This is a genomic window from Streptomyces broussonetiae, assembly GCF_009796285.1.
GTDB lineage: Bacteria > Actinomycetota > Actinomycetes > Streptomycetales > Streptomycetaceae > Streptomyces > Streptomyces broussonetiae.
Window position 1 is genome coordinate 3,479,450 of record NZ_CP047020.1, and the last position, 25,941, is coordinate 3,505,390.

Annotated in this window: 21 protein-coding genes and 3 pseudogenes; 11 read left to right on the plus strand and 13 right to left on the minus strand. The window is 65.6% G+C overall.

Annotation, left to right across the window (positions count from 1 at the left end; genetic code table 11):
• Positions 1-121 precede the first annotated feature (121 nt).
• Genes GQF42_RS16125 through GQF42_RS16140 form a run of 4 tightly spaced genes read left to right on the plus strand, consistent with a single transcriptional unit; the run spans position 122 to position 1,099 of the window.
• Complete coding sequence (locus tag GQF42_RS16125) at positions 122-466, plus strand: hypothetical protein (RefSeq protein ID WP_158920480.1); 345 nt, start codon at positions 122-124, stop codon at positions 464-466.
• Positions 463-729 carry a DUF7848 domain-containing protein gene (locus GQF42_RS16130; RefSeq protein WP_158920482.1) on the plus strand — a complete coding sequence of 89 codons (267 nt, stop codon included), beginning with the start codon at positions 463-465 and terminating at the stop codon, positions 727-729. Before GQF42_RS16125 ends, GQF42_RS16130 begins: the two co-directional genes overlap by 4 nt.
• A complete protein-coding gene (locus tag GQF42_RS16135) occupies positions 726-914 on the plus strand; it encodes a hypothetical protein (protein WP_158920484.1) in 189 nt (62 codons plus the stop codon). The genes GQF42_RS16130 and GQF42_RS16135 overlap by 4 nt, the downstream gene beginning before the upstream one ends.
• A gap of 2 nt (positions 915-916) precedes the next feature.
• Positions 917-1,099 carry a hypothetical protein gene (locus GQF42_RS16140; RefSeq protein ID WP_158920486.1) on the plus strand — a complete coding sequence of 61 codons (183 nt, stop codon included), beginning with the start codon at positions 917-919 and terminating at the stop codon, positions 1,097-1,099.
• 72 nt (positions 1,100-1,171) lie between these two features.
• On the opposite strand, the gene GQF42_RS16145 is transcribed toward GQF42_RS16140, so the two are convergent.
• Together GQF42_RS16145 and GQF42_RS16150 are read right to left on the minus strand one after the other, a co-directional pair.
• Complete coding sequence (locus GQF42_RS16145; RefSeq protein WP_158920488.1) at positions 1,172-1,456, minus strand: hypothetical protein; 285 nt, start codon at positions 1,454-1,456, stop codon at positions 1,172-1,174.
• Positions 1,457-1,517: 61 nt separating this feature from the next.
• A pseudogene (locus GQF42_RS16150) lies at positions 1,518-2,141 on the minus strand (ComEC/Rec2 family competence protein); the annotation flags it as partial.
• 656 nt (positions 2,142-2,797) lie between these two features.
• Here GQF42_RS16150 and GQF42_RS16155 point away from each other — a divergent pair.
• Together GQF42_RS16155 and GQF42_RS16160 are read left to right on the plus strand one after the other, a co-directional pair.
• The gene (locus GQF42_RS16155; RefSeq protein WP_158920490.1) at positions 2,798-4,078 is read left to right on the plus strand and encodes a hypothetical protein; all 1,281 of its coding nucleotides are present in this window, start codon (positions 2,798-2,800) and stop codon (positions 4,076-4,078) included.
• Positions 4,075-5,220: a hypothetical protein gene (locus tag GQF42_RS16160; protein WP_158920492.1), complete on the plus strand. Its 1,146-nt coding sequence runs from the start codon at positions 4,075-4,077 to the stop codon at positions 5,218-5,220. The genes GQF42_RS16155 and GQF42_RS16160 overlap by 4 nt, the downstream gene beginning before the upstream one ends.
• A 308-nt stretch (positions 5,221-5,528) precedes the next feature.
• On the opposite strand, the gene GQF42_RS44950 is transcribed toward GQF42_RS16160, so the two are convergent.
• Positions 5,529-5,711: a hypothetical protein gene (locus GQF42_RS44950; protein ID WP_199273174.1), complete on the minus strand. Its 183-nt coding sequence runs from the start codon at positions 5,709-5,711 to the stop codon at positions 5,529-5,531.
• A gap of 237 nt (positions 5,712-5,948) precedes the next feature.
• Between GQF42_RS44950 and GQF42_RS16170 the strand changes: the two genes are divergently transcribed.
• The 4 genes and pseudogenes from GQF42_RS16170 to GQF42_RS16185 all read left to right on the plus strand — a co-directional run.
• Complete coding sequence (locus GQF42_RS16170) at positions 5,949-7,883, plus strand: ATP-dependent nuclease (RefSeq protein ID WP_158920496.1); 1,935 nt, start codon at positions 5,949-5,951, stop codon at positions 7,881-7,883.
• Positions 7,880-9,646: an ATP-dependent helicase gene (locus tag GQF42_RS16175; protein WP_158920498.1), complete on the plus strand. Its 1,767-nt coding sequence runs from the start codon at positions 7,880-7,882 to the stop codon at positions 9,644-9,646. Before GQF42_RS16170 ends, GQF42_RS16175 begins: the two co-directional genes overlap by 4 nt.
• A 60-nt stretch (positions 9,647-9,706) precedes the next feature.
• On the plus strand, positions 9,707-10,717 hold the full coding sequence (locus GQF42_RS16180) for a PIN domain-containing protein (RefSeq protein WP_233273360.1): 1,011 nt from the start codon (positions 9,707-9,709) through the stop codon (positions 10,715-10,717).
• Positions 10,718-10,876: 159 nt separating this feature from the next.
• Positions 10,877-10,999 (plus strand): annotated as a pseudogene (locus GQF42_RS16185) (IS5/IS1182 family transposase); the annotation flags it as partial.
• Here GQF42_RS16185 and GQF42_RS47690 read toward each other — a convergent pair.
• Positions 10,985-11,305 (minus strand): transposase, encoded by a 321-nt coding sequence (locus GQF42_RS47690; RefSeq protein ID WP_158920500.1) that lies wholly within the window; start codon positions 11,303-11,305, stop codon positions 10,985-10,987. The pseudogene GQF42_RS16185 and the gene GQF42_RS47690 sit on opposite strands and share 15 nt — an antisense overlap.
• A 183-nt stretch (positions 11,306-11,488) precedes the next feature.
• Between GQF42_RS47690 and GQF42_RS16195 the strand changes: the two genes are divergently transcribed.
• Complete coding sequence (locus GQF42_RS16195) at positions 11,489-11,713, plus strand: helix-turn-helix domain-containing protein (protein ID WP_158920502.1); 225 nt, start codon at positions 11,489-11,491, stop codon at positions 11,711-11,713.
• 287 nt (positions 11,714-12,000) lie between these two features.
• Here GQF42_RS16195 and GQF42_RS16200 read toward each other — a convergent pair whose 3' ends face one another.
• The 9 genes and pseudogenes from GQF42_RS16200 to leuS form a co-directional block, all read right to left on the minus strand.
• A complete protein-coding gene (locus GQF42_RS16200; protein WP_158920503.1) occupies positions 12,001-12,438 on the minus strand; it encodes a hypothetical protein in 438 nt (145 codons plus the stop codon).
• The gene (locus tag GQF42_RS16205; protein ID WP_158920504.1) at positions 12,435-14,540 is read right to left on the minus strand and encodes an integrase; all 2,106 of its coding nucleotides are present in this window, start codon (positions 14,538-14,540) and stop codon (positions 12,435-12,437) included. Before GQF42_RS16205 ends, GQF42_RS16200 begins: the two co-directional genes overlap by 4 nt.
• On the minus strand, positions 14,537-15,898 hold the full coding sequence (locus GQF42_RS16210) for a hypothetical protein (RefSeq protein ID WP_158920506.1): 1,362 nt from the start codon (positions 15,896-15,898) through the stop codon (positions 14,537-14,539). Before GQF42_RS16210 ends, GQF42_RS16205 begins: the two co-directional genes overlap by 4 nt.
• Positions 15,899-16,272: 374 nt before the next feature.
• The gene (locus GQF42_RS16215; RefSeq protein WP_233273361.1) at positions 16,273-17,706 is read right to left on the minus strand and encodes a tyrosine-type recombinase/integrase; all 1,434 of its coding nucleotides are present in this window, start codon (positions 17,704-17,706) and stop codon (positions 16,273-16,275) included.
• Between the two features lie 151 nt (positions 17,707-17,857).
• Positions 17,858-19,762, minus strand: a pseudogene (locus GQF42_RS16220) (ComEC/Rec2 family competence protein); the annotation flags it as partial.
• Complete coding sequence (locus GQF42_RS16225) at positions 19,759-20,649, minus strand: helix-hairpin-helix domain-containing protein (RefSeq protein ID WP_375992590.1); 891 nt, start codon at positions 20,647-20,649, stop codon at positions 19,759-19,761. The pseudogene GQF42_RS16220 and the gene GQF42_RS16225, both read right to left, overlap by 4 nt.
• Positions 20,650-21,014: 365 nt before the next feature.
• On the minus strand, positions 21,015-21,860 hold the full coding sequence (locus tag GQF42_RS16230; RefSeq protein WP_158920510.1) for a DegV family protein: 846 nt from the start codon (positions 21,858-21,860) through the stop codon (positions 21,015-21,017).
• Positions 21,861-21,932: 72 nt separating this feature from the next.
• A complete protein-coding gene (locus GQF42_RS16235; RefSeq protein ID WP_158920512.1) occupies positions 21,933-22,664 on the minus strand; it encodes a hypothetical protein in 732 nt (243 codons plus the stop codon).
• Between the two features lie 152 nt (positions 22,665-22,816).
• A complete protein-coding gene (gene leuS, locus GQF42_RS16240) occupies positions 22,817-25,699 on the minus strand; it encodes a leucine--tRNA ligase (RefSeq protein ID WP_158920514.1) in 2,883 nt (960 codons plus the stop codon).
• Positions 25,700-25,941 lie beyond the last annotated feature (242 nt).

Below are 25,941 nucleotides of genomic sequence, written 5' to 3' on the forward strand. Positions count from 1 at the left end.
GCCGCAATCTGCGCACACATATTGCCCGCCTGAGCTTGACCTGCGCCAACCCCGCCCGCCAATCTGTGCAACAGATACGGGCTATCTGATACACAGAAAGCCACGAAACCGGGGGACAGGTATGTCCGAATCGGGACAAACGTGGGGCCGAGAATTTAAGGCGCATCCGGCTGAAGCTCACCCTGTCCGCGAGTGGGTCGGCATCCGCTTAGACCACCCGGACGCCCCGCAGGTCGCCAACGAGCTCTTCGCCTCCGTGATGGCGACCGGGACGGAAACGGTCGAGATGACCCTCTCCACGGCGGGCCCTCGGATCCGGGTGACGGCAGCCGGCTCGGTGGGGCTCAGCCTCCTTCACAGCCACGGTCCCGGCTTCAGCATCGTCAGCGGCCTCTCGGTCACGTCCGGCGTGAACTCCGACGGACAGGGGCTGTGGGCCGAGCTCACCACGAAGGACGAGACATGAGAGCGATCATCAAGGCAGCGGAGTGGACACTCGGGCCGGAGACGGCCGAGGGCGCCCCCAAGGAGCCCATGTACGAGGCCGAGTGCCTCACGTGCGAGGAGCAGTCCGGAGCCACCGACGGGGACCTTCTCCCCGCCGAGGTCTGGGCCCTGAAGCACACCGGCCTCAACCCGACCCACAGGACCTACAGGGCGATCATCACCAGCTTCTGGCGGGTCTCCCCGACCGAGGGCAACCCGTACTCCGAGCTGGAGGCGAAGTGACCATTGAGAAGTCCCCCTGGGTGGGTGACCAGGTCCACGACGAGGACGCCGGGCGCGAGGGGGTCGTCACCGATGTGCAGGGTGGCACGTACATCCTGCGCCCCCTTGCTGGTGGAGGCGGCGAGTGGGCGAGCACAACCCCCAAGCGCCTGCGCGTCACCGTGCCGCGCTCGCGACGAGTCTGACCGTGGAGAGCAACGCCTTTCCCTGGCTGCACGCCCTCGCGGACGAGGATACCTACGAGTTCCTGGACGAGGTGATCCGGGCCGCCCAGGACGCCGGGACCCACACCGCGTTCCTTGGCCGGGTCGACCAGCTCGTGGCCCAGCACGCCCCATCTCCCGCACTCCCTCACGGAGTCAGCCCTTGAGGCATCCCCTGTGGCCCTGTGAGGTCGCGAGGAGCCCCGGTCGTCCTGGACGATCGGGGCTCTCCGGTGTGTTCAATCCTCGTCCTCCAACTCGAAGACGAACTCTTCGTCATCGAAGTCCTCGATCTCCGGGTCCTCCCCATTGGCGTAGGTGATCGGCTCCGGATCCCAGTGCCGGTACTCCCAGCGAGCGTGAGTGGTGATCTGCTCGATGCTGTCCGCTGGCATCTCGGCACGAGCCGCCTTCATGGCAGCGATCACCACCTCGCCGTACGTGTTCTCCAGACGGCTGGACCGGGTCACCTTCTCGTTGACCTCGATCTCTAGCTTGATCGTGAGAATCTTCCTGACGCCCACTGGCCCCTCCCTCGTCGTTGGACGACCAGTCTGATCCGCAGGACCGGTAGGGCGCTGGGGATCAACTGAGTTGGAGCCGAAAACCCTCAAGTAGCCGTCCTCCAAGGAAATTGCGGTGGGCCACCTTCAGTACGTCCACATGTGCCAGTTGGGTCGCGGCCGGGGAGCGTAGCAACGCCTGCTGGTCCGGGGGTTCGAGGTCGCCGAGCAGCAGCAGCCGCAGTCCGCCCGCGCGGACCAGCATCGCGACACTGGCGTCGTTCGGGCCGTCCGGCTCAGGCACCGGGCCCGCCCATACCGGGAACCTCGGGTCCAGCGGCGCCCCGATGTCCGGCGGCGGCCACAGGACCTGCCAGGCGAGCGGACCGGTGCGCCGCTCCTCCCCGGCCACGGCCCGCGTGAGCGGGATGTGCCGCCGTGCCGCCTCCTTTCCGATGAACTCGGCCTGCTCGGCGGGTTCCTGGAAGCCGGTGGTCTCGATCTCCGCCACCGAGCGGCCCCGCAGCACACCCAGCAGCCCCGCGACATGGTCGGCATGAAAATGGGTCAGGACGAGGAGCGGGACACGGGTGATCCCGAGCTGTCGCAGACAGCGGTCGACCGCCGCCGGATCGGGCCCGGCGTCCACGACCACGCCGGCGCCGTCGCCCGCCGCCAGCACGGTCGCGTCGCCCTGTCCGACATCTTCCCTGTCAAGTTCAGCATGTTGAAGTTCGAGTCCGGCTTCTCGATGACGCCGCCCACCTCCCACACCGTGGCTCGGCGCAATCGCACCTCTGATTGAGGTGCGATGTCTCAAAGCGTCCCAATAGGGGCACACCCATCGGGCTTCCACCGACAGGCGGATCTCAGGCACAGATACCGCTCTCCGTCCGGGGGCGCTCCGACCCCTGAAGGCCCGGGAGCTACTGCTCCGGCCGGCTGACAAGTCACCGGCCCGCACCCGCCACATGTGTCTGCCCGCTCGGCACCTCAGTCTCACCGTCCTCCCGGCGGTGTCCGGCGGCAAGGCCACGCTGCACGAGATGACGCACGGAGGAGCGGCCTACTTGTACTCGCTCAGGCAGTGGCCGTGTCCCAACTGGCCCGGCCCGGCGGGACCAGAGGGGCATGCGGGACGCCATCTACGGCTTACGACCCGGTTCTTACCGGCTCCCCGTGGTTCCCGCCCAGGTCCGACGTGGGGCCCGCGACCGCTTCCTGTCCTCGCGGCCCCAAAGAGCGCTTCTGGATATCAGACGCCTACCGTAGCGCCAGGACAGACGAACCAGATCCCAACCCGTAGCTACCCCGGAGCTGCAAGAATTGGGCCGGACGATCAACGGAGATCGAGGGGGATCTATGGAGCGATTCGACGAGGGGTTGCGCTGCCAGGACGTGCACGCCGGGCTGCGGAACGTGGACCCGAACTCTGGGGGTCTAACCAAGCTGGCTGACACCCAGCTCATTGGAATGGCGGGGAGCCTTGCTGCCCTGATTCGCGGCCAAGAGGTCATCGACGATGCACAGGCGCTTCGGGCGGTGGCAGCTGAGCAGCTGGACGTGAACCAGTACGCGTTTGACCAGGTACTCGATGCGCTCGCGGAGATCGGCTTCGTCGAAGGGCTACAGCGCTCAAGCGGAAAGACCACCCGGTTCACGGAGAACGTGCCGTACTACGACGACCTATACGCCCGGCTCGGAGCGGCGTGGCGTGATCGTCGCCCTTCGGAGCTTGAGGAACAGATGGTGCTACTCGTCGACCATCTTTCGGATGCCCCCACTCCGGCGGATGAGCTTGCCAGCGAGGCGGGCCTGGACACAGCGGCGCTGCCTGACCTGCTCGCCGTGGGAGAGAGTGCCGAGCTGGTCAAGCGGATCCAACTGCCGGACGGCGATGTTCTGTACTCACCGTTCTTCGGGTTCGAGAATCCCGAGGTCATCGCCGAGCTTGTTCGCGATCACGGACCAGATCAGCTGGCGGAGGCGTTCGCGGCAGTTCGCGGAGAGCAGGGGCTGCCCATTGGTGACGCCCAGCCGCTACTACAGGATGCGATCGGGCGCGGACTGTTGCTTGCTCCTGCTGTGGAGCGTCCGGACGGGACGCTCCAGCCGTTTGCGTCCTTGCCATACACACTTGATCGCGAGCTGCTACGCGGACGGAAGCCAGTATTGGAAAAAGCTCTGGCAGTACTGGCATGTCTACGCTGCGGACAGCACTTTGGCGGAGCTACGAGCCTGCCGGCTGCTGCGCTAGTCGACGTCATCGACAAGCTGCTGGACCCCAATCGAGGGTTCTTGCGGCCTCACGGGTCCCACGCACGCCAATATCGACTGATGCACTCTGCGGGCCTCCTCGCGTTCGATGCGGACCTGCTGCCAGGGGGGAACTGGGTGACTCCCCGCTTCATCGACACGGAGGACAACCGCGAGGCTCTGAAGATCGCGCGTGACCTGATTACTCACGGGGAGCAGTTGTCTGGACGAGTGGGCGACGAGGACGCACGCAAGGCGTTGGCCTTGGGACAACCGTTCACCGCCCCCATGCAGACCATGAACCGAACCCGAGCCAAAGCACCGGTGAGTGTCAAGCAATGGCAGAGCGTGATCGACTCCGCACTGGGAAGGGGACGTGTCAGGTGAGCGAGCTCGACTTGGGCCTGAAGGTCGCCTCCCGAAGACTGCTGTGGAGGATGGGATACACGACTCGGCTGGACGTGCAGCTCCGCAGCGTTGGAGCAGCCGAACGTCCGACGGCAGGAGCGGCAGGAGCGGCAGGACGTAGTCGGCGATCCAGCGTGCCGGAGGCTTTCACCGACCTCGACGTTCTGGGAATCACCGTGACAGGGGGCTTCCGGCTGCAGAGTGCCATCGTCGACTGCAAGACGACGGTCAAGGGCTCGACGAGTCGGATGTTCTGGGTCCGTGGCGTCGCAGACTTTTTTGCCGCCGATGCTGCGTACATGGTGCGGGAGAAAGACCTGAGCAATGCGGCCCGGCAGTTGACCTCTCGCTTGGGGATCGCGGCGCTGACGAGTGCTGAGGTCACGCGCCTGGAGGAGCTGCACCCCTCTCATCTGGCCTTGGACGCAGAACCATTGGCGTGGCTGTTCCAGCGAGACAAGGCAGCTACCGTGCTTGGTACCTTCAACGGGCTCGACAAGCGCCTCAAACCCCTCCTGGAATACCGGGAGTTCACGTACTGGCTCGCCGAGGAACATCGGAATCCAATGCAGTTGGTTGACGAACTGACCGCCGTTGCCCGATACCTTGATCCACGCAACCCCCACCATCTCGCGCTCGTTCTCGACTGCGCCTGGCTATACCTGCTCACCCTCAGCCACGCAGTTGAGAGCCTCCGTGCTGCCCATGTGGCAGACCCCGACCGTGGGCTACAGGAGTATTTGTTCGGAGGCCCCGCTGGCCTAAGCGAGAAGCAAGGGCTGTCACGGCTACTGGAAGGCATCAAGCAAAGTGGCGCACTCCCCGACGGGGTACACGTAGATTTGCTTCCCTCCTACTTCCCCCGACTTCGAGAGCTCGCGATCAGGATCCTTACGCGCGCCGACAGCGTGCTGCCAGCGCTGCGCCTGCTGGAGTTCGCCACGTCGGTAACCGCACTGGGGCAGCGGATTGAGAAGCCGGAAGACATGGGAGGGCTGTACGACGACGTCGCGGCCAAGCGAGCCGCTGATGTTGTCGGCTTCCTGGTCGGCACCGCGGGCCTGGACAACGGGTTCCGTGCCCGGGCTCGCTCGCTCCTGCTCGGCGAGCCTATGACCTAACAGCTCCGGCGTGCCCGGTCCAAGCGTCCGCAACGCTCTCCACCGGGCCGGGCCCCGCCCTCAGATGCGTGAGCCCCGCTGCCTGTCCGGCCCTAGGACTGACGCGGAAGCTGGCCTGGGCCGGGCAAAGTTAGTGGGGACACCGTCGCAGACCTGCTGCGTGAGGAAGGCTTCAGTCTGCAGGCGGCAATATCGGATCGCCCCGCTCGTCCGATTCGACCAGCGCCAGCAGTGCCGGCCGTAGCCCCGGATAGACATCTGGAGCCCTCCCGCGGCCTCCGCCCAGCCGCCGCCGGAGTGGGGCAGAGCTACAGCGGCTCACCGCAGCTGCGACAGGCGGATTCGCCATCCTCATAGATCACGCCGCAGCAGTACTTTGCGTCGCCGTCGGTCCCATCGTCGCCCCACTCACAGCCGAGTTCCTGATGGACAGCCAGCCCCTGCGGGTAGCCAAAGTCGACGTCACAGCCGGGGCAGACGTACGAGCTCACGAACTCATCCTCCCAAGAAGCCCAATAGAAGCCAGAACAGCAAATCGCACTCCCGTTCGACAGAGCGGGAGTGCTGTCGCATTACCCGTCAGTTCACCTGCGCAGCAAGGGAGCTGTGTGGCAGGGTACACGGGGATTCTTTGTGTGACACATGGTACGAAGGTCAACTCTCACTTAAAATGGACGGCATAGGTAAACGGGGAAATATTTGTGACTGCTCAAGCCTCTAATGCAGGGATGTACCTCAAGCGTCTACAGGTCAAGAACTTTCGATCTTGCTACGACATCGGGATTGACTTCCAGCCCGACATCACGCTCCTAGTCGGAGAGAACAATTCCGGTAAGTCGAACGTGATCGAAGCTTTGAGGCTTGCAACAGCGCCCTTGAATCGTCGAGCTACCAGATGGTTTGAAAAGTCCGACCTGTCACACGGCAGGAAAGACAAGGAAGCAGAGTTCCAAGCTATCTACGATGGGCTGACAGAGTCACAGCGGGCGCACTACATCACAGCCCTAAACATTGACTCAAATCAGGCAATTTACACCACGACGTACAAGGAAGATCCCGCTCGCAATCAAATGCGTCCGAGCGTGACAGCTGGTCCCGTCGGCGGCCCTGAGGCTGAATCAAACAAGCGTGATCAGATTGCACACGTTTATCTCGCTCCACTGCGAGATGCACAGAGAGAGCTGGACTCCTCTGACAGTCAGCGTCTCCTTCGGATCATTCAGCACCTCACCACCGGTGAACAACAGGATGACTTCGTTAAGAGCGCCAACAAGTCATTTAAGGATCTCAAGGACCATGGCGTTCTCACTACCGCCAAGGATGAGATCCAGGATCACCTGGGAAAGCTCACCGACTCCGTACGCAGTCAGACTGTAGAGGTAACCTTCGCTGACTACGAGTTGGGGCGCCTAACCCGCAGTTTGCGGGTAAAGATGGCAGAAAAAGGCATCGAACCTGCCGATCTCATTGAATCTGGCCTTGGGTACGCGAACCTGCTGTTTATCGCGACGGTCATTCTGGAACTACGCAAAGCTCGGGAATTCGAGCTAACTCTGTTTCTTGTCGAAGAGCCTGAGGCGCATCTGCACCCACAGTTGCAGGCCGTCCTGCTCGAATACCTGCGCGAGCAGTCCAAGGCGTCGACCAAAGACGACTTGCAGGGACCTGCTGGAAGAATCCAGGTAATCGCTACCACACACTCACCCAACTTGGCGAGCAGTGTCGGGATTGAAAATGTCGTAGCTCTTCGGACTAAGGTTGAGACCGAGCAGGAGGAAGACGAAGAGGGAAAGGAACAGAACGTTGACCGGCGGAAGACTCAAGCGCTGCCCCTTGCACAACTAACTTTGTCTTCTAACGAGCGGCGCAAGATCAATCAATACCTAGATGCAACGCGGGCCGGCCTACTTTTTGCTCGCCGTGTCATCTTGGTTGAGGGCATTGCCGAAGCTGTCCTCCTTCCTGTGATTGCACGCTACTGCGTGTTTGGCGACGACCAAGACCCTGACCATGTCGGACATCGCCGGGCTTTTCACGGCGTCACCATAGTTAACGTGGGCAGTGTCGATTTCGCGCCTTACATCACACTACTTCTGTCGTCAATCAATGGCTGCCGTCTTCTCGACAGGCTTACGGTCGTAACTGACCGCGACCCAGATCCGGAGCTCCCTAAGAAAAAGAAGAAGGAAGAGGGGGCAGGAGAACAACCCGAGAGTGAAGACGAGCAGCCTGTTGGAGAAGATGAAACTGAGAGCGACGACCGCTCCCAGAATCGGACCAGAGTAAGCAATCGGAAGGAACAGCTCCTCAAGCACGCCGAGTCCATCGGCGCAGCTCGGCACTTGCTCGTCACAGAGGCGCCTTACACCCTGGAAGCGGACCTGCTGGGCCCGGAAATTAACGAGCCGGTCCTGAAGGATGCATACCTTGAGCAGCACCGTCAGTCTGAGCACCACTGGCAAGACATTTTGCAGCACAGCAAGGGTAGATCTTTCGGCTTCTATCAGAAACTGTGCAAATACGACAAGTTCATCAGCAAGGGCGAATTTGCGCATGACGTCGCCTTGGCTATCGAAGATGGAAAACCTTTCGAAGCTCCCGAGTACCTAGCCAAAGCCATCCGTGGCGCGCTAGAGAGCGGAACGGATGGGACCAAGGCTTGACTACGATCGACCTGTCCGAGGGCCAGAAGGCGCTCGTAAATGCCACAGACAGTCTCTTTGCTGTTGCTTGCCCCGGTGCGGGAAAGACACGAGCAATGGTGACTCGATTCCTGAAGCGCACCGCCGAAGAGCCGCGCAAGGGAATTGGGCTAATCTCCTTCACCAACGCGGCAGTCGATGAAGTCCGTCGCCGGTGTGGAAGCGACAATGAGTCCTTGAAGGCACCGAACTTTGTCGGCACCTTCGACTCATTCCTCCATCGCTTCATAGTCACACCCCTCTTCTCCAAACACTACAAAAAGTCACCGCGATACGTCCAGTCTTGGAAAGATGCGCCAACCGGCAATTTTCGCCTGCTTGACCAAAATCAGCGTGATCTCATCCCCGGATCTGAACCCATCCAAATGGGTTGGTTTGATTTTGACCTTAATGGGCGCGCAACTCTTGTAAGTGTTCCTCAGCGCTTCGGGAAGAATCAGACTGAAACGCTGATGTCCTTGAAGGTGAAAGCAGAGGATGAAGCTTCCGACCGTTTCGGGCACCTCATTAGAGCGGGAACTGTTACTTGCGAGGCAGGAAGGATTCTCGCGGGTGTATGGGTTAGGGACCCCAGAGCGCGACAGGTTATTGCTCCGCTTCTAACAGCTCGCTTCGCCGAAGTTATCGTAGATGAAGCCCAGGACTGTGGTGCAGAAGAGCTACTCGTGTTGGGGTTCCTGCAAGCATGCGGGGTTCGCGTCGTTATGGTAGGCGATATTGACCAATCCATCTACGAATTTCGCAGTGCGACGCCTCAGGCAGTGAGTGATTTCGCCCAAGCCCTACCCATTCAGCTAGAGTTGCGAGACAACTTCCGGAGCACCCCGGCCATCTCCGCTTTCAATAACGGACTACGCTCGGGCTCTCTCGTTGAGTCATCAAGCGGCAAGCACGCCACACTCTCAACTCCCGTGTATCTCCTGGACTTCTCCAAGCTCGACGAGATAGCACCTGCTGTGCTACGCATCGCAGAGAAGCACAAGCTTGGCGCTACTGATCTGATGGTCCTTTCGCATGCCGAGGCCCACAGTATGAAAGCCGTAGGAGTCGTTGACGTTGAGAGCGGCACCAGCAAGGTACTCGAAATCGCTGACGCCGGGTTCAAGCTCAAGTCAACGGATTTTGACGCCCGCACTCGCCTCAAGGCTCTTGAAAAAGTTGAGCGGTCTATCTTGAAGCTACTTACCGCCGACATAAAGACCGAGCATAAGAGCTTCGATCTTATCCGCGAGGAGCTTGGTGTTGAGGCACGATGGCTCCGCGAATTCGCGGTACGTATATCTATCTCTTTGGACGCTACGGAAAAACCTCGGGACACCTTTGCCGAAGAAGTGCGCACCTTTCTAAAGAACGTCGAATGGGGTCATCTCGGCACACCCACGGCGCGATCCATTGGGTCTATGTACAAAGCTCCTTCGGAGAAGTCATGGGGCAGCATCACCCATCTAACCGTGAGCCCATTGGTTCCCTACTCCACCGTCCATGGCGTTAAGGGTATGGAGTTTCGCGGCGTAGTGCTAATTATTCCCGAGGCACCAAAGAGTAAGGCCACGGAAGAGGTGTTGGATGCTTGGGAACGTGACCTCGACACCGAGGCCCGACGAGTTCTATATGTCGCTGGCTCACGTGCTGAGGAGCTCTTGATGCTTGCAGTGCACACTAGTCACATAGACAGGGTTGCTGCTCTACTCGATACCAGGGACATCCCTTACGAGCGAGCATAGGTTGCTTGCTGCGAGAAAAAGCAGGACGCATTTCGGGTAGCGATCATCTAGCATCTGCGCATGACGGAACGTCAGCGTGAACCACGTTCGAAGCCCGCGCCGCTTGACCTCTACAGTTCAAGCGCGACCCGCCTGGTCGGCATCGTGGACACCAACGCCCTGATGAGCAGCATCGAGAACGACTGCCGCCACGGACGTCGGTCACGGCTGTTGAGGATGAGCGACAACGGGTCTGCCGTTCTCTTCGCCGCCGACCACGTCTTCGACGAGATGTACGAGCGCCTTCCACGCTTCGCGAAGCGTTGCAAGGTGCCCATGGCACCGCTGGTCGAGTGCTTCGAGGAGGCCTACCTCCCTGCCCTTCGGTTCGTCACCGTGTCAGGCCTGGATGCCCCCGACCAACAAGTCCTCGCCATCACCGACCCGGACGACGTCCCAACTGGCCTGCTCGCCAAACTCGTTGCCCCCTGCGTCGTGTTCTCAGACGACAGGCACCTCAAGAAGCCGGGTCTGGCTCCCAAGGAGTGGCGCGAGGCCGCTGCTTCGGCCGTGGACCTCGTCGAGGGATTCCAGGATCAGATCGTCACCATGAATGTCGCCGCCCTGCCGTTCCGGGGTGCGGTTGGGTTGCTCACGTTCTCCGGGCGCAAGGTCGGCGTCTCACCATGGCTACTCGGTGGCATTGTCCTGGGTACAGGTGTTCTTCTCCTCCAGAAGCCTGACCGGCGAAAGGCAACGGCTCAGGTTGTTGGCAAGGTCGTCGAGGCGATTGCCACTCAATTCGCAGTCGGCATGGCACAAGAACAGCGTGGCATCGAGGGTCTGCGTGACGTCATCCTTCCGGCGCCTTCACGGCCAACCCTCCGACAGCAGGTCGCCATCGCGTTGGCTCGGCAAACCCAACCGATCCTGGCCGCCGAGGTACAAGAGCTGGTCCACGACCGTTTCCCGGACAAGCCGGCCGCGAGCATTCAACAGGTGCGGGCAGTGCTCGAAGAAGGTTCGGAGTTCGTTCGGGCGCAGCGTTACCGATGGCAGCTCGGACGCGAGGTCACACCGCGGACGCAGTGAGCTCTTTCGAGTTGGCCATCGAACAGGTGATGGCCAGTGAAGCGCAACGAGCGAGGCCCCGGGCTGTTGATCGAGGTGTCTGACGTCTCAACCACATTGCTCGGAGCCTCGTTGGTCATCCATCCTGCCGGACTCTATCTACCACATACGCTCGTGGAGCTCGCCGAGTACGACCGGGTCGGCTACGAGCAGGGCGAGAACGTGCAGGTCGTCACCGACCCCGGCAGCCGGCTGCTGTGGCTCTCGCCCGCCCTGCCGGGCCGCACTTCAGAAGTGACTTCGGGGATTCAGCTCTGAGGCAAACATCGCAGCTGCCGCCTTTAGTACGCTATTTGCGCGCCGCAGCTCCGCGTTCTCTTTCTCTAGTTTCCGAATCAACTCTGCATCAGCACTGGCAACTCCAGCACCATGCAATCCTCCCGTTTCAGCCTTCCTCACCCAATGCCGCAGAGCTTCCGGGTGAACTCCGAGGAGTTCACCCACCTCCCGCATGACACCTGAACGCTTAGGTGATTCCTCTCTCATCTCAAGCACCAATTGCACGCCGCGTTCAATAACCTCTCGCGAATATCTGCGATGGGCGGGCACGATTCATCGTCTCCAAGGCTAATCATTTAGTCATGCCCGGCACACCCCTTGGGGGGTGGCTGTCTAGCGATACAACGAAGACGATTATGCACAGCTGTTCATGGTGGTCAAACGGGCGCCACTGTTCGAGTCGGAGCTGTGCCAGCATCCGACCACCCAGACCCCACTCTTCATGCCTTTGGCATGCACCTGCGACAGTTGCGCGAAGCGCAAGGGCTCACACTGGAGGAGCTAGCCGAGGTGAGCGGGATGAGCTTCCGAGGCATCGTCTACATCGAGCACGGACGTCGAAATCCAAGCTTGACTACGATTCTGGCCTTGGCAAGGGGGTTGACGATCGCCCCATCTTTGCTATTGCGTGTCTTCGATACGCCGAGCCTGCAAGGAGAGCGTGCGGAAGATTCGTGAGACCGCGTTTGAGATCTCTGTCGAGCGTGCGCGAGCAGGCGCCCTACCTTCTGTAGGTGGACGAGAGATTTCCCGCGGTCGGGAACTTCAGAGAGTTTGGGCGGGGCTGGCCGGACGGGCTGTGGTGCGCTGTCCGGGACAAGGTGCTGGAGCATGCCGGCGAGCTGGTTCAGTACCTGCGCGCCGGTACGGTCCTGGTTTCCGCGACCACACTCGTGCGCTACGTCCTCAGCCCCTCCAATACCGTGATCGCCCTGAGTCGCTGTCCGGGCGACCTGACCCACCACTCACCCCACCGGCCACGACCGTCCGGCCGGTGGTCGAGGCTGGGAGGGCAGGGATCGAAGGGCCGACTCCGGGGCGGCCACTTGCAGGCGAAGTTGCCGGTTCTCCAATGTCAGCTGATTCACAACCCGTGCAAGGATTTCGACGTCATCTCTCAACTGGGCCAGTTCGTTCTGGTCCGCAGCCCGTAGTTCCTTGAGTTTTACGATTTTTTTCCGGAGTCGCTTCTCCGCGTCGGTAATCTCTCCGCGTGCACTGACCTGAGCGTAGAACTCATTTTTAAGGTCGGGGTGGCGCTGCGTGAGCGCGTTGCGCGGAACTCCAGCTTCAGCAGCGAGTGCGACGATGGTCAGGGCGCCATTTGACTGCTCGGCGGTGCCGTTCAGGATCCGACTCATGGCCTCACGAATGCGGCGGCGTTCGTCACTGGCGGGACTCATGCGGGTTCTCCCCGGGCGGTGGTCCGATTGCTGTGGTGCAGGTCGGCGTACTCGCGCAGTCGCATCGCCTGCCCGCGTAGACGCTCAGCCAGCGGAAACGGGAGGCCTCCCGAATCGGCTTGCCTTTCCAAGTCTTCGGCCTGGTCGCCGAGCTGGACAGCGTGGTGGTCGAGGCGGCCGATGTTCGCACAGGTCGGAACACAACTGTCGAGGCGGGGCGAGTCGTCATCCTTGATCCGGCGGCAGAGCGCTTTGTCCCGGTTATACACACACATCGCGAAGGCATGCGGGTTGTCGTGGACGGCCAAAGCCGGGTTGCTCAGCAGAGCTCTGGCCTGCCGGGCCGTGGTGATCACGCCCACGAAAGTTGGTGCTTGCGTCGCTGCGTGGATGAGTCGCCGAGCAGCGGGCCCTGAGACACCGGTGCCAACAGCAAGGTCGTCGTGGAGGGTGGCGAGAGTTTCAGCGGTCGCTCTTGCCATCTCGATGTCGAGTAGGTCGTGAATGCCGTCACGACTGCGGGAGGCGTAGGCGGCGCTTACCGCCGTGCGCATATGGCCGTACTGAATCGCGAGCGCGACTAGGCCTCCGGGCCGACGGGCAATGTGCCAGGCCAGGGTGCGGCGGAACCGGGCGGTGCCGATCAGGCCCTCCGGGTCGGCGGGGATCACTTCGTGGGGGCGGTCCAGGCTGACGGCGAGATCAGATGCCCAGTGAGCAAAATGCTCGACGCGGTCGCGGAACGAATACAACGTCAGCGCCCTCTTGGCGTTCTTACGCTGGATCAAGAACTGGTGCGAGTACGAGTCGAAGAGCAACGCTTCGGACGGGACGATGCGTTCGAGGACACGGATCGCGGCGACCACGGGTGCAATGGCGACCCAGGGAACATCCCGCGTCCTCCCGCGGGACAGATGGTTGCCGTCCTTGTCTCGGGCGGTCTTGAACTCGTGCCCATAAATCAGGTGCCGTCCCCCGGGTTCCGGCTCGGGGCAGCAGCCCTCGTGAAGGCCCAGGACCTCGCCTGGTCTCATACCAGTGAGGTAGGCGATCACGATGAAACACGCAGTTCCCAGGTGCCGCATCAGCCCGCCGACCTCATCGAAGTCGACGGCGTCGGTCCATGGGCGACCGTCGATCATGCCGGTGACAGCGCAAGGCATGGGGCAGCCGCCGGGACGGGTCCTTTTCAGCTCCTGCCAGCGGAGGTTGCTTTCGAGAGCGTGCTGGACCTGACTGTTGGAAGCTCCGGTCAGGGCCGCAATGTAAGTAGTGGCGAATGCCGTCCTGCCCTGCCACTGGATCGTCGGGACTGGCCTGCCGCTGGATTCTAGCTCGCGAAAGTAGGCCAGCAGGGTTGGCCTACTCATCTCGTTCGCCGCGGGGTTGTGGCGTGGGCGGGCCGTCATACGACAGTACTCCGCCCAGGCCGCCAAGACATCGTCTGCGAAGTCCTCGACCATCCGCAGGGCCCAGATCAGCAGCGGCCCCATCGTCGCCGGGGTGATCGGCTCGGTGGCGTTTTCCCCGAGCGCTGTAGCGGCGGGAAGGTAGTCGTCGCTGCCCTCACGGCTCCAGGGGGGCTCGGCGATGCCGAGCGGGTGTGGGCTGGTGTGATCGAAGATCCAGAGCCGTTGCATCGCGGTGAGCCGATGACATACCGAGGACCTGGACAGGCCCTTGGCGCGAACGAACTGGTGGTAGTCGTGCCAGGCGTCTTCGCTGAAGTCACGCAAGGTGGTGATGCCGTGCTTGTGGCACCACCTGGCCAGCTCGGCCCAGTGCAACACAGTCTTGTGGATCCTGTACGGGCTGAGCCTCTCGCGCCAGGCCCCAGCCCGGCTGACTAGGTAGAGCGCCGGCACGGGCTCGTTGATCAGCCGGTAGGCGAGGAAGCGGCACTCCTCCCGGAGTCCACTGGGGAAGTTCGCCCAGTAGATGCGGCAGCGGACGCCGCCGGGATTCTCGATCAAGGGGTGCAGACACCACACCTGATCGCCGTAACGGGCGACGGGGCCGGCGCCCGGAGGCAGTCGGTCGGAGGTGATGAACGCTACGGCCGGGTCTGGCGAGAGCGAAGGCAAGTCGAGCAAGGCCGTCACGAGTCGTAATGTCCGTTCACGAGTTGATGGATGATCTTGCGGTCCTGTGGAGTCACCCCGCTCTGCGCGGCCGCCCAGACGCCAGGGCCGATCCGGTCCTTCAAATCCGACAAGCGGGCGTAAGCCTCGCTCCAGTCCGCTTGCCAGAGGACCGGTTCAATGACGCCACGCAGGCCCTCCAAGACCTGGTGCAGGTAGGCCAGACGGGGATGGTGGTGAGGAGCAATGCGAGCGTTGGGGCACGCCGTGCAGAGGAGGAACGAGGCGGTGCAGCCGATGCCTGCCGATCCGAACGGGCTGGCCATGTAGTCAGAGCAGCCGTTTGTCACTGTCTCGGCATCACCGTTCTGCGGTGCGTCGATCAGGCGGGCCTGAAGCACGGTGCGGCGGGCCGCGTCCAGGGCCTCCTGTGCCCCGTCGGCGATGAGCGGGACAGCCACCGCGTGGGCCTGCGGTTCAGGGAGGACATAGACGCGGTCGTGAACATCCTGACTGTTCTGCCCCGGTTCACGGCGGTGGACCACGTTGACCGTCTTCCGGATCCGCCTCATCGACACGCTCACAAGGCCCGTCTCCCTGATCCAGCTGGGCATGGAGTACTTCGTCAGCCCGAAGTTGAACTGCCCCAGGCCCGGCCCTGAGGCATGAGAGCGGTGCCAGACCAGCAGCCGATCCGGGCCCCCTGCTGCTGCGGTGTAGGCCCTGGCGTGGGCGGTGGCCTCAAGAGCCTCGGTGATAAGCCGGCCCGGCGACGTCGCCCCGAAGTCGGTGAAATTGCGGACCTCGCTGTGGCGGCTCTGCCTACGCCGTTTGGTGAGTTCGATCCGATAGACGAGCGTGCCGTCCCCGACGGAATCCGGGGTCGGGCGCGGGGCAGGCAGTTCGGAGATCGGAGTCGCGTTCAGACCGTACTCTGCGGCGAACAAGACGCCTAAAGCAGCGACTTCAGCGCAGGTCAGGTACAACCGCTGCCAGGTGTGCCGAGGGTGCGAGCCGCCCAGCGCTTGCTCATACGGGACCGGGACCCGCCATACTTGCCGCTGCCCGTGGCTGGTGCCCGACTTTCGAAGCTGACGAGGGACGTGGCCCTCGCGTGCCAGCAAGTCGAGCGCTTCACCGAGCAAATAACCGTCGGTGCCCGGCTCATGATGGCCTTCCCGCCATGCCTGAAGCGTCGCGGTATTCTCCCTTACGCGAAGAAGTGCCGCGCGGAACGTCCGGCGGGCCGCGAGCCGAATCGCGTCAAACTCCGCTGGAGTGTAGGCCCGTTCCTCGACACGGACTGGTGGGACCCTACGGGCCATAGCCTCCCGCAGCGGCTGGGACAGACGCGGATCATCACGCAGGAAGGACGCCACGGATCCGATTTCCTGAGCACCTCGCACCGAATCCGGGCGGCTGAGCCGCCAGGCATTCCAGTGCCCTGCCGTCATCTCTCCCAGATCTGCGGGTGGCGCATCCAACTGGCCAAGGAAACGGGAAAATGCCTCCACCAAGTACCAAAGGGCCCGGCTGGTGGCGACAGAGTTCCACCCCCCGCCGGGGGCGCATCTGGCCGCGAACCGTCCCGCTAGGTCCCGCTGCATTGCGGATCCGACGGACAATGCTGCGAAGTCGTAGATCCTCACCCGGCCCTGTAGATCGCGGTGCCGGACGATCAGGCCGGAGTCGTCAACGATGGCAGGCCGGTGGTGGATCTCTTCGGGCTGTGCCGCCCTGCGTCCGCGCGGGCTCATCCTGGCCCTAGGCGCTCGTTCAGATCCTGAATGTGGTCGCTCTCCCGCGCAATGCGGGCCAGCAGAGACGTCACCCACGCATCCGAGCGTGCAGCCTCCCCCAACGGTGGCGCCGGTTCCAGCAGGAGGGAGCGAAGTTGCAGATCAGCGACCGGAGCCAGGTAAATCTCTCGGGTCGTCTCCAACTGGGCATGCCCCAAAAGGTCCTGGACCATCCGCCAGGGGTCACCGTAGAGAAGCCGGAAATCCCGCCGTTCCTCCGCGCTGAGCCCCAACTTCACGTCCATGACATGGTGCAGCACCACCAACATGTAAAGCGCAAAGGAGTGCCGGCACATGTGCGGCGTACACCACGGCGGCTCCTCCGTCACATTGCGGAGCTGGTCTTGGCAGCGTTGGGACGCCGAGCGAAAGACGTTCTCCCAGGATGCTGGGCGGAACGGCGTGCCGGACTCGTTCAGCCACAACCACAACGGCTCGGGCCCAAGCGGCCCCTCAGTGAAGTACGTCATCCGCTCGGCGATCGTCGCCTCGCCCAACGGCGTCTGCCCTTCACAACCGTCTTGGTCGATCCAGTGCAGTAGCCGTCGATGATGTCCGGTCTGGCGCACCACAAGGCGCATTGGCAAGCGATCGTACCGACCCTGGACCTGGGCTCGGCGAACGGTTAAGGCCCGAGTCGATTCCATGTACCCCTCAACGGCTGCGACGGCTGGCGCTGACACGTAAAAGGTGCGAGCCCTCTTGGACTTCGTCACTGCCCTGGCCAGACGGCCGTGATAATAGCGTCCACCCCCCAGCCGCACGCCAGGCACCTCAAGCGTCAGTAACGATGCTCCTTCGCCGAGCCGCATACCGGAGGAGAACAGCAGGTCAACGAAAGAAGTGTTGCGCTCCTCCAGTCGTCCCCTCCAGCCCGGGGTGATGATCCCGGCGGAGGTGTGTCCACGTAATCCGACATCGACCCATAAGCGAAACGCCCGAGGCGTCAACCAACGAACGTTGCTAGCCCTGGCCCCTTTTGCCCTTGCCGTCGGGACCTGCATAGCCTCTCCCCGACGGCCCATCACCGACCGCGTCTCAACAGGGCTATCCGTCATGTGCCCGTTCGTAACGGCCCACCGGTAGAGACGGGTCACCGCAGCCAATCCTCGGTTCCAACGCGAGGGTCCGACCTTGCGCGGATTACGCGGGGAGCGAGTCCGCCAGTCCTCGAAGTCCCAAAGGTCATCCGCCGTGGCTTCGTTCCATGTCTTGCCCCGGCCCCAAAGGAAGTCGAAGAACACGCAGTAGTCCGAGGTGTAGTTGCGCTTAGTCTCGGCCTCCAGTCGCGCGAACGAAGAGCGGCACAAGTACACACTCAAAAGCTCGTCAACCTGGCAGTCGGGAGACAGCAAGATCGGGTCACCGGGATGGATGCCCGTCTTCACCTCACGCGCTACCAAGTCGTCCCAGCCAGCCAAACCCGGCACTCGAACCGTGCAGACATCCCGCTCCTCGGGTACCCATACCACCCGCCAACCCACCACGAACCACCTCGCTGGATCTGCTTCAACACGTAGATCCAACAGGGAAGATGAGGCACATCGCGAACCGCCAACCCGGCGGCGGCCAGCCCGTGATCACCCGGGTCAGCGGCGCCGGCCGCACCACCGCCACAAGAAGCACCAGCCCTAGCAGCCCGCACCACCACGGATGCCGCGCCAACCGGCGCCCGGCCAGGACGACACCCACGGTGACCGCCGCGAGCAGCAGCGCCCCCGGCCAGCTCCCCGGCCAGTCCACGCCCGACCCGGGCAGCGCCGCCCCCGCCCGGGCCACCCCGGCAATCCAGCGGGCCGGCCAACTCGCGCACCAGGCCAGCGCCTTGGCCATCGGCATCGCCACGGGCGCCGCCGTCAGCGCCGCGAACCCCAGCACCGTCGCCGGTGCCACCGCCGCCTCGGCCAGCAGATTGCACGGCACCGCGACCAGGCTCACCCGGGCCGACAACACCGCCACGACCGGCGCGCACACCGCCTGCGCCGCGCCCGCCGCCGCCAGCGCCTCCGCGAGCCTCGGCGGCACCCCGCGCCGTCGCAGCGCCTCGCTCCAGCCCGGCGCCAGGACGAGCAGGGCGCCGGTGGCCAGCACGGAGAGGAGGAAGCCGTAACCGCGGGCCAGCCACGGGTCGTAGAGCACCAGCAGCAGGACGGCCGTGGCCAGGGCCGGGACCAGGGATCTGCGGCGCCCGGTGGCCAGTGCGAGCAGTGCGACCGCGCCGCAGCCGGCGGCCCGCAGGACGCTGGGGTCGGGCCGGCACACGACCACGAACCCCGCCGTGAGCACCGCGGCGGCCACGGCGGTCGCCCGCAGCGAGAGCCCCAGGAGCGGGGCCAGGCCGCGGCGCTCGGCCCGCTGGGCCAGCCCGGGCGGCCCGATGAGCAGCGCGAGCAGCACGGTGAGGTTGCTGCCCGACACGGCGAGCGTGTGGGCCAGGTCCGTCTCCTTGAACGCCTCGTCCAGCTCGGGTGTGATGCGCGCGGTGTCCCCGACGACCAGCCCGGGCAGCAGTGCCCGCGCGTCCCCCGGCAGGCCGTCCGTCGCCTCCCGCAGCCCGGCCCTGAGCCGCCCCGCCAGCCGTTGCGGCCCGCTCGGCCCCGCGACGATCCGCGGCCCCGGCCGGCCCCGCACCCGCAACACGGCCGCGCTCCGATCACCTCCCGTCAGTGCGGGCGCCAGCCGCCCGCCCACCATCAGCCGCGTGGACGGCAGCAACCCGAGCCAGCCGGCCTGCGCCTCGCGCGCCCGCCGGGCGACCGCCGCACCCTCCTCTTCCGAGCCGCTCCTCCGTCCGGCGCTCCCCTCCGGAGCCGGGACGTCCGCGTCGACGACCAGCAGAACGGGACTCCGGGTCCGCACCCGCCTGCCGTCCGGCCCCTCGACACTGCGCACCTCCGCCCGCGCCAGCACCGTCACGGGCGCCTCGTGATCGCCACGCACCCGTGGCCGGCTGCGCCAGGGATCACCGCTCACCTCGACCTCGGCGGTCACGCTCGCGTACCGCCGGGCCAGCTCGGGTACGGGCCCGCGCCGCACATCCGCCCCGTGCAGCCCGGCGGAGACGGCCGCCGCGGCGACACAGAGCAGCACGGCGGCGACCGAGGCCCGCACCCACGCGAACCGCCCGAGCGCCCGCGCGCCATGCCCCGGCTCCTCTGCCCCTGCGGCGCCACCGGCCCGTCTGCCTCGTCCACGCCGCACCGACAGCAGCCCGGCCCCACCCACCAGGCAGACGACCGCGAGCGCGGCCGTCCAGCCCGCCGGTGCGTCCAGCGTCAGGGCCGCCGTGGCCCAGGCCGCGAGCGCGGGTGGCACCAGGCGCAGGTCCAGGGGCCCCGCCCGGTCGCCTCGCGGAGCCTCTCGTGCCTCGGGCAATACCTCTTGGACCTCGGGCCCACGGGCCGTGACGGCACCCGGTGGTCCGGCGCCGGTAGCGCTGCTCATGGCCGTACCAGGTCGCGCAGATCGGTGAAACGGCGGTCGCCGATGCCGTTGACCTCACGCAGCTCGTCCACCGAGCGGAAACCACCGTGCTGGGTGCGGTAGTCGATGATGTGCCGGGCCAGCACCGGGCCGACTCCGGGCAGGCTGTCGAGCTGGTCCACCGTGGCCGTGTTGAGAGAGACCGGAGCCGCGGGGGCCGTGCCCGCAGCTCCAGCGGCCGCTTCGCCGGGCGGGCCGGGTGGGGCCACCGCGCCGACGGGTGTGCCGACGAGGACCTGTTCGCCATCGGCCAGGAAGCGGGCCTGGTTGAGCCCTTCGGTGCTGACGCCCGGGCGGACACCGCCGGCCGCCCGCAGCGCGTCGGCCACCCGGGAGCCGGCCGGAAGCCGCCGGAGCCCCGGATTCCGGACCTTGCCGCTGACGTCCACGACGATCTCCCCGCCCGGCGCCGCCGGGGTACGCCCGCCCGCACCGGCCTTGGCGTCTTCGCTCCTCTTGACGTACGGCGCCTCGGCACGCACCACTTGGGGGGCTCGCACGGACTCGGTCCGCCCGGCCCAGAAGTGCTGCACGGCAAACACGGCGGCGACCACGAGCACCACGGCGAGCGCCACGACTCCCCGTCGCTCCACCCCGCACCGCGTCTGCAACCACACCGGCATCCGCTCCCGCAGCGCGGGCGCCACCCGATCCCGCCAGCCGAGGGCACCGGGGCCCGGGGGCTGGCGCGGCTCCGCGGGCTCCAGCAGCCCCGACGACTCCGGCGGCTCCAGCGACTCCGGCGGCGCCATCCAGTGGGCCGTATCGGCCGGTTGGGGGACGAGCGGCGTGGTGACGGCGGCGCCCTCGGCCCTCGCCGGGATCAACCCGGATGCCGGACCCGTCATCGTCGCCGTATTCGCAACCGCTGCTGTTGGCGTCGCGGTCGCAGGCGCCGACGGCCCCTCCCCCATCGGTGGTGCGTTTCCCAGCTCCCCGCACCGCACTCCACGTTCGCCGAAGAGCAGCTCCGCCCGGCGGCGCACTTCGTCCGCCGGTGCAGGCCGGCGGTGGCGGGTGCGACGGCGGTATCGGACCCGGCCGTCCGAGGCGGGCCCACGTCCGGGACCGCTGCCGGCAGAGGCGATGCGTGTACGTGATCGAAGTGCCATGCGACGAGGATGGGACATCCTGCCGATTCGCGATGATCATGCTCAATTTCCGGGAATTACCGCCCGGTTGTGGAAAACCCCGTCACCCGTACGAGCGGAAATCAGCGGGGCGAGACCACCGCACCCAGCAGCCCGGGACCGGTGTGCGCCCCGATCACCGCTCCGACCTCGCTGACATGCAGGTCGGCCAGACCCGGCACCCTTGCCCGCAGCCGGTCGGCGAGCGCGGCAGCACGGTCGGGGGCGGCGAGGTGGTGGACGGCGATGTCGACCTCGGCACTGCCCGCCCGCTCGGCGGCGATCTCCTCCAGGCGCGCGATGGCCCGGGACGCCGTACGGACCTTCTCGAGCAGCTCGATACGGCCACCGTCCAGCTGGAGCAGGGGTTTGACGGCGAGCGCGGAACCGAGGAGTGCCTGGGCGGCTCCGATTCGACCGCCACGGCGCAGATAGTCCAGGGTGTCGACGTAGAAGTAGGCGGACGTGCCCGCAGCGCGCTTCTCGGCGGCTGTGACGGCCTCGTCCACCGTGCCGCCGGCCTCCGCGGTCACGGCCGCGGCGAGCGCGCAGAAACCGAGGGCCATCGCGACCATCCCGGTGTCCACCACCCGCACCGGCACCGCTGCCTCACGCGCCGCGAGGACCGCCGCATCGTAGGTGCCGGACAACTCGGCGGACAGATGCAGGGAGACGATGCCGCTCGCGCCGGATTCGGCGACCCTGCGGTAGGTCTCCGCGAACACCTCGGGACTCGGGCGGGACGTCGTCACGGGCCGGCGCTTCTGCAGTGCCTGGGCAAGCGAGCGGGTCGAGATCTCGGTGCCCTCTTCGAGCGCCTCGTCGCCGAGGACCACGGTCAGGGGTACCGCTGTGATGCCGTGGCGCTCCATCGTCCTGGACGGCAGGTAGGCCGTTGAATCGGTGACGATCGCGACATGGCGGGACATGAGCTGGAGGTTACCTGCCGTAGCCCTCGCGCGGCAGCCCGGCCCCTGCGTAACGGGAACGGAGCGGTCCGCTCAGGCGGTGCTCTCGGGGCGCGGCTTCTTCTGCCACGGGTAGGCGAGGCGGCGCGACGGCGGGGTGATCGCCTGGGGAGCAGGCTCCTCGGCAGGCCGGGGGCCGGGGGCCCACGACTGGGTGTGCTGCGCCGCCCGGTCCTCGGTCGCACCGGCGTCGGGCCACTGCGGTGCCTGGGCAGGCCCGGCCGGGGTCCAGTGGCGCAGGGCGTCCGCCTCGATGTCGATCTGATCGCTGAGGGCGCCGAGATCGTCGTCGGTGAACTGGCGCGCGCGGTCGCGCACGGCCCAACGCAGGGAGTTCGCGGACTTGGTGATGCGCTCGGTGCGGCCGCGCAGCTCGGCCAGTCGGGCCCCGACCTCGGCCCGGTCGGGCTCGGTCTCCAGGCGCCTGAGGTCTGCGTCCAGCTGGTGTCCGTGCACGTTGAGGCGCTCGAAGAGACCGAGGGACTCCTTCAGCGACTCGTCCTCGGCGATCCCTGTGCGCAACGCGTCCTGGGTGGCACGCATCGACGTGCGCAGTGCCAGCCGCAACTCGGCGATCTCGGCGGAAGGGCCGATCTGGACGATGGATTTCGCACGCAGGGTGTGGTCCTCGACCGTGCGGCGGGCCTGCTCGATCGTCCGGTCCACTCCGCGCTTGGCGGCGCCGACCGCCTTCACCGTGGCGTACGCGCCGAGGCCGATGAACAGCAGGAAGAGCAGGGCGAACACGGCGATCACTGCTTCCATGACGCTCCTCCTCCGGCTGATGCGGCCTGCGCCGCTGCGCTTTCCACAGTAAACGCAGCAGGCAGGCCCGGAGTTCCGGAAGAACCCCGAACCTGCCCCGAATCTGCCCGTAGGGGACTAACCCGATCCCCATCGCGGCCGGTGTCCGCTCGTCACGCCGTAACGATGTTCACCAGCTTCGGCGCGCGCACGATCACCTTGCGGATGTCCGCGCCGCCCAGCGCCGCGACGACCTTCTCGTCGGACAGGGCTGCCTTCTCCAGCTCCTCCTCGGAGATGGCCGGCGGCACCTCCAGGCGAGCCTTGACCTTGCCCTTGATCTGCACGACGCAGGTCACGGTCTCGTCGACCACGTACTGGGGGTCGGCAACCGGGAAGTCCCTGTGCACGACGGAGTCGGTACGGCCCAGCTTGCGCCACAGCTCCTCGGCGATGTGCGGGGCCAGCGGGGCGACCATCAGCACCAGCGGCTCGGCGACCGAGCGCGGCACCGCGGCACCGGCCTTGGTCAGGTGGTTGTTCAGCTCGGTGACCTTGGCGATCGCCGTGTTGAAGCGCAGGCCCTCCAGGTCCTGGCGGACGCCGTCGACGGCCTTGTGCAGGGCGCGCAGCGTGTCCTCGTCGGGCGCCTCGTCCACCACCGTCAGCTCGCCGGTGTTCTCGTCGACGATGTTGCGCCACAGCCGCTGCAGCAGCCGGAACTGGCCCACCACCGCGCGCGTGTCCCACGGGCGGGAGACGTCCAGCGGGCCCATCGCCATCTCGTACAGGCGCAGGGTGTCGGCACCGTACTCGGCGCAGATCTCGTCCGGAGTCACCGCGTTCTTCAGGGACTTGCCCATCTTGCCCAGCAGACGGCTGACCTGCTCGCCCTGGTAGTAGTAGGCGCCGTCGCGCTCCTCCACCTCGGCGGCCGGCACCGCGATGCCGCGGCTGTCGCGGTAGACGTAGGCCTGGATCATGCCCTGGTTGAACAGCTTGTGGAACGGCTCCGCGGAGGAGACGTGCCCCAGGTCGTACAGGACCTTGGACCAGAAGCGCGCGTACAGCAGGTGCAGCACGGCGTGCTCGGCGCCGCCCACGTACAGGTCGACACCGCCGTGCGGCTGACCCTCGCGCGGGCCCATCCAGTACTGCTCGATCTCGGGGTCGACCAGCTTCTGGTCGTTGTGCGGGTCCAGGTAGCGGAACTCGTACCAGCAGGAACCGGCCCAGTTGGGCATGGTGTTGGTCTCGCGGCGGTACTTCTTCGGCCCGTCGCCCAGGTCCAGGGTGACGTTGACCCATTCCTCGTTGCGCGACAGCGGCGTCTCGGGCTGGGTGTCCGCGTCGTCCGGATCGAAGGTGCGCGGGCTGTAGTCCTCGACCTCGGGCAGCTCCAGCGGCAGCATCGACTCGGGCAGCGGGTGGGCGACGCCGTCCTCGTCGTAGACGATCGGGAAGGGCTCGCCCCAGTAGCGCTGACGGCTGAACAGCCAGTCGCGCAGGCGGAAGTTGACGGTGCCCTCGCCGATGCCCTTGCCCTGCAGCCACTCGGTGACGCGGGCCTTGGCCTCGGCGACGCCCAGCCCGTCCAGGGAGACCTCGTCGGTCGTCGAGCCGACGATCCTCGCGTCGTACGAGACGAACGCGTCGTCCCAGGCCGTGGTGTCGGTGCCACGGCCGTCGGACGGCTGGACCACGCAGCGGATCGGCAGCTCGAAGGCGCGCGCGAAGGCGAAGTCACGCGTGTCGTGCGCCGGGACGGCCATGATCGCGCCGGTGCCGTAGCCCATCAGGACGTAGTCGGCGATGAAGACCGGGATCTGCTCCCCGGTGACCGGGTTGGTGGCGTACGCGCCGATGAAGACGCCGGTCTTGTCCTTGGCCTCGGCCTGACGCTCGACGTCGGACTTCGAGGCGGCCTGCGCGCGGTAGGCGGCGACGGCCTCGGCGGGCGTGCCGTGGCCGCCGGTCCACACCTCGTGCGTGCCCTCGGGCCAGGCCTCGGGGGTGAACTTCTCGACCAGAGGGTGCTCGGGGGCCAGCACCATGTAGGTGGCACCGAACAGGGTGTCCTGGCGGGTGGTGAAGACCGTGATGTGCTCGCCGTCGATCGGGAAGTCGATGCGGGCGCCTTCGCTGCGGCCGATCCAGTTGCGCTGCTGCAGCTTGATGGCCTCGGGCCAGTCCAGCTCCTCCAGGTCCTCCAGCAGCCGGTCGGCGTAGGCGGTGATGCGCATGTTCCACTGGCGCAGCTTGGCCTTGAAGACCGGGAAGTTGCCGCGCTCGGAGCGGCCCTCGGCGGTGACCTCCTCGTTGGCCAGCACGGTGCCCAGGCCCGGGCACCAGTTCACGGGGGCTTCGGAGGCGTAGGCCAGGCGGTACTCGCCCAGGACGTCGGCGCGCTCGGCGGTGTTCAGCTCGCTCCACGCGCGCGTGGTGCCCGGAATCGCACGCTCACCGGACTCGAACTGGGCGATCAGCTCGGAGATCGGGCGGGCGCTGCGCGCCTCCTCGTCGTACCAGGAGTTGAAGATCTGCAGGAAGATCCACTGGGTCCACTTGTAGTAGTCCGGCTCGATCGTGGCGAACGACCGGCGCTTGTCGTGGCCCAGACCCAGCCGGCGCAGCTGGGACTTCATGTTCTCGATGTTGGCTTCGGTGGAGACGCGCGGGTGCGTGCCGGTCTGCACGGCGTACTGCTCGGCGGGCAGGCCGAAGGCGTCGAAGCCCAGGGTGTGCAGGACGTTGTGGCCGGTCATGCGCTGGAACCGGGCGTAGACGTCGGTGGCGATGTAACCCAGCGGGTGGCCGACGTGCAGGCCCGCTCCGGAGGGGTACGGGAACATGTCCATGATGAACTTCTTGGGCCTGGCGACCAGCTCGGGGTCCCCCGCCAGGTCACCCTTGGGGTTCGGCGCCGCGTAGGTGCCGTCGGCGTCCCAGAAGTCCTGCCAGCGTGCCTCGATCTCGGCCGCCATGGCAGCCGTGTAGCGGTGCGGCGCTGCTTCCGCCGACGCGGCGGCGGCAGCAGCGGGGTTCGTCTCGCTCATGATCCTCAAAGCTCCATCGATCGTCTCTGCCTGCGGAAATGAAAAAGCCCCTCGCACAGGAGGGGACGCCGCGCCGATGCCGACCTCACGGGTACGACCGGGGTCGGTACTGATCAGCGCGGCCCGCTAAGCAGAAGGCGTACGGCACGCATGGCGTTAGGGTACCGCAGGCCCTGAGCGAGCCGCGACGGCCTTGAGCAAGCCGCGACGCGCGTCCGTATCCCTTGTGGACATGCCAGGAA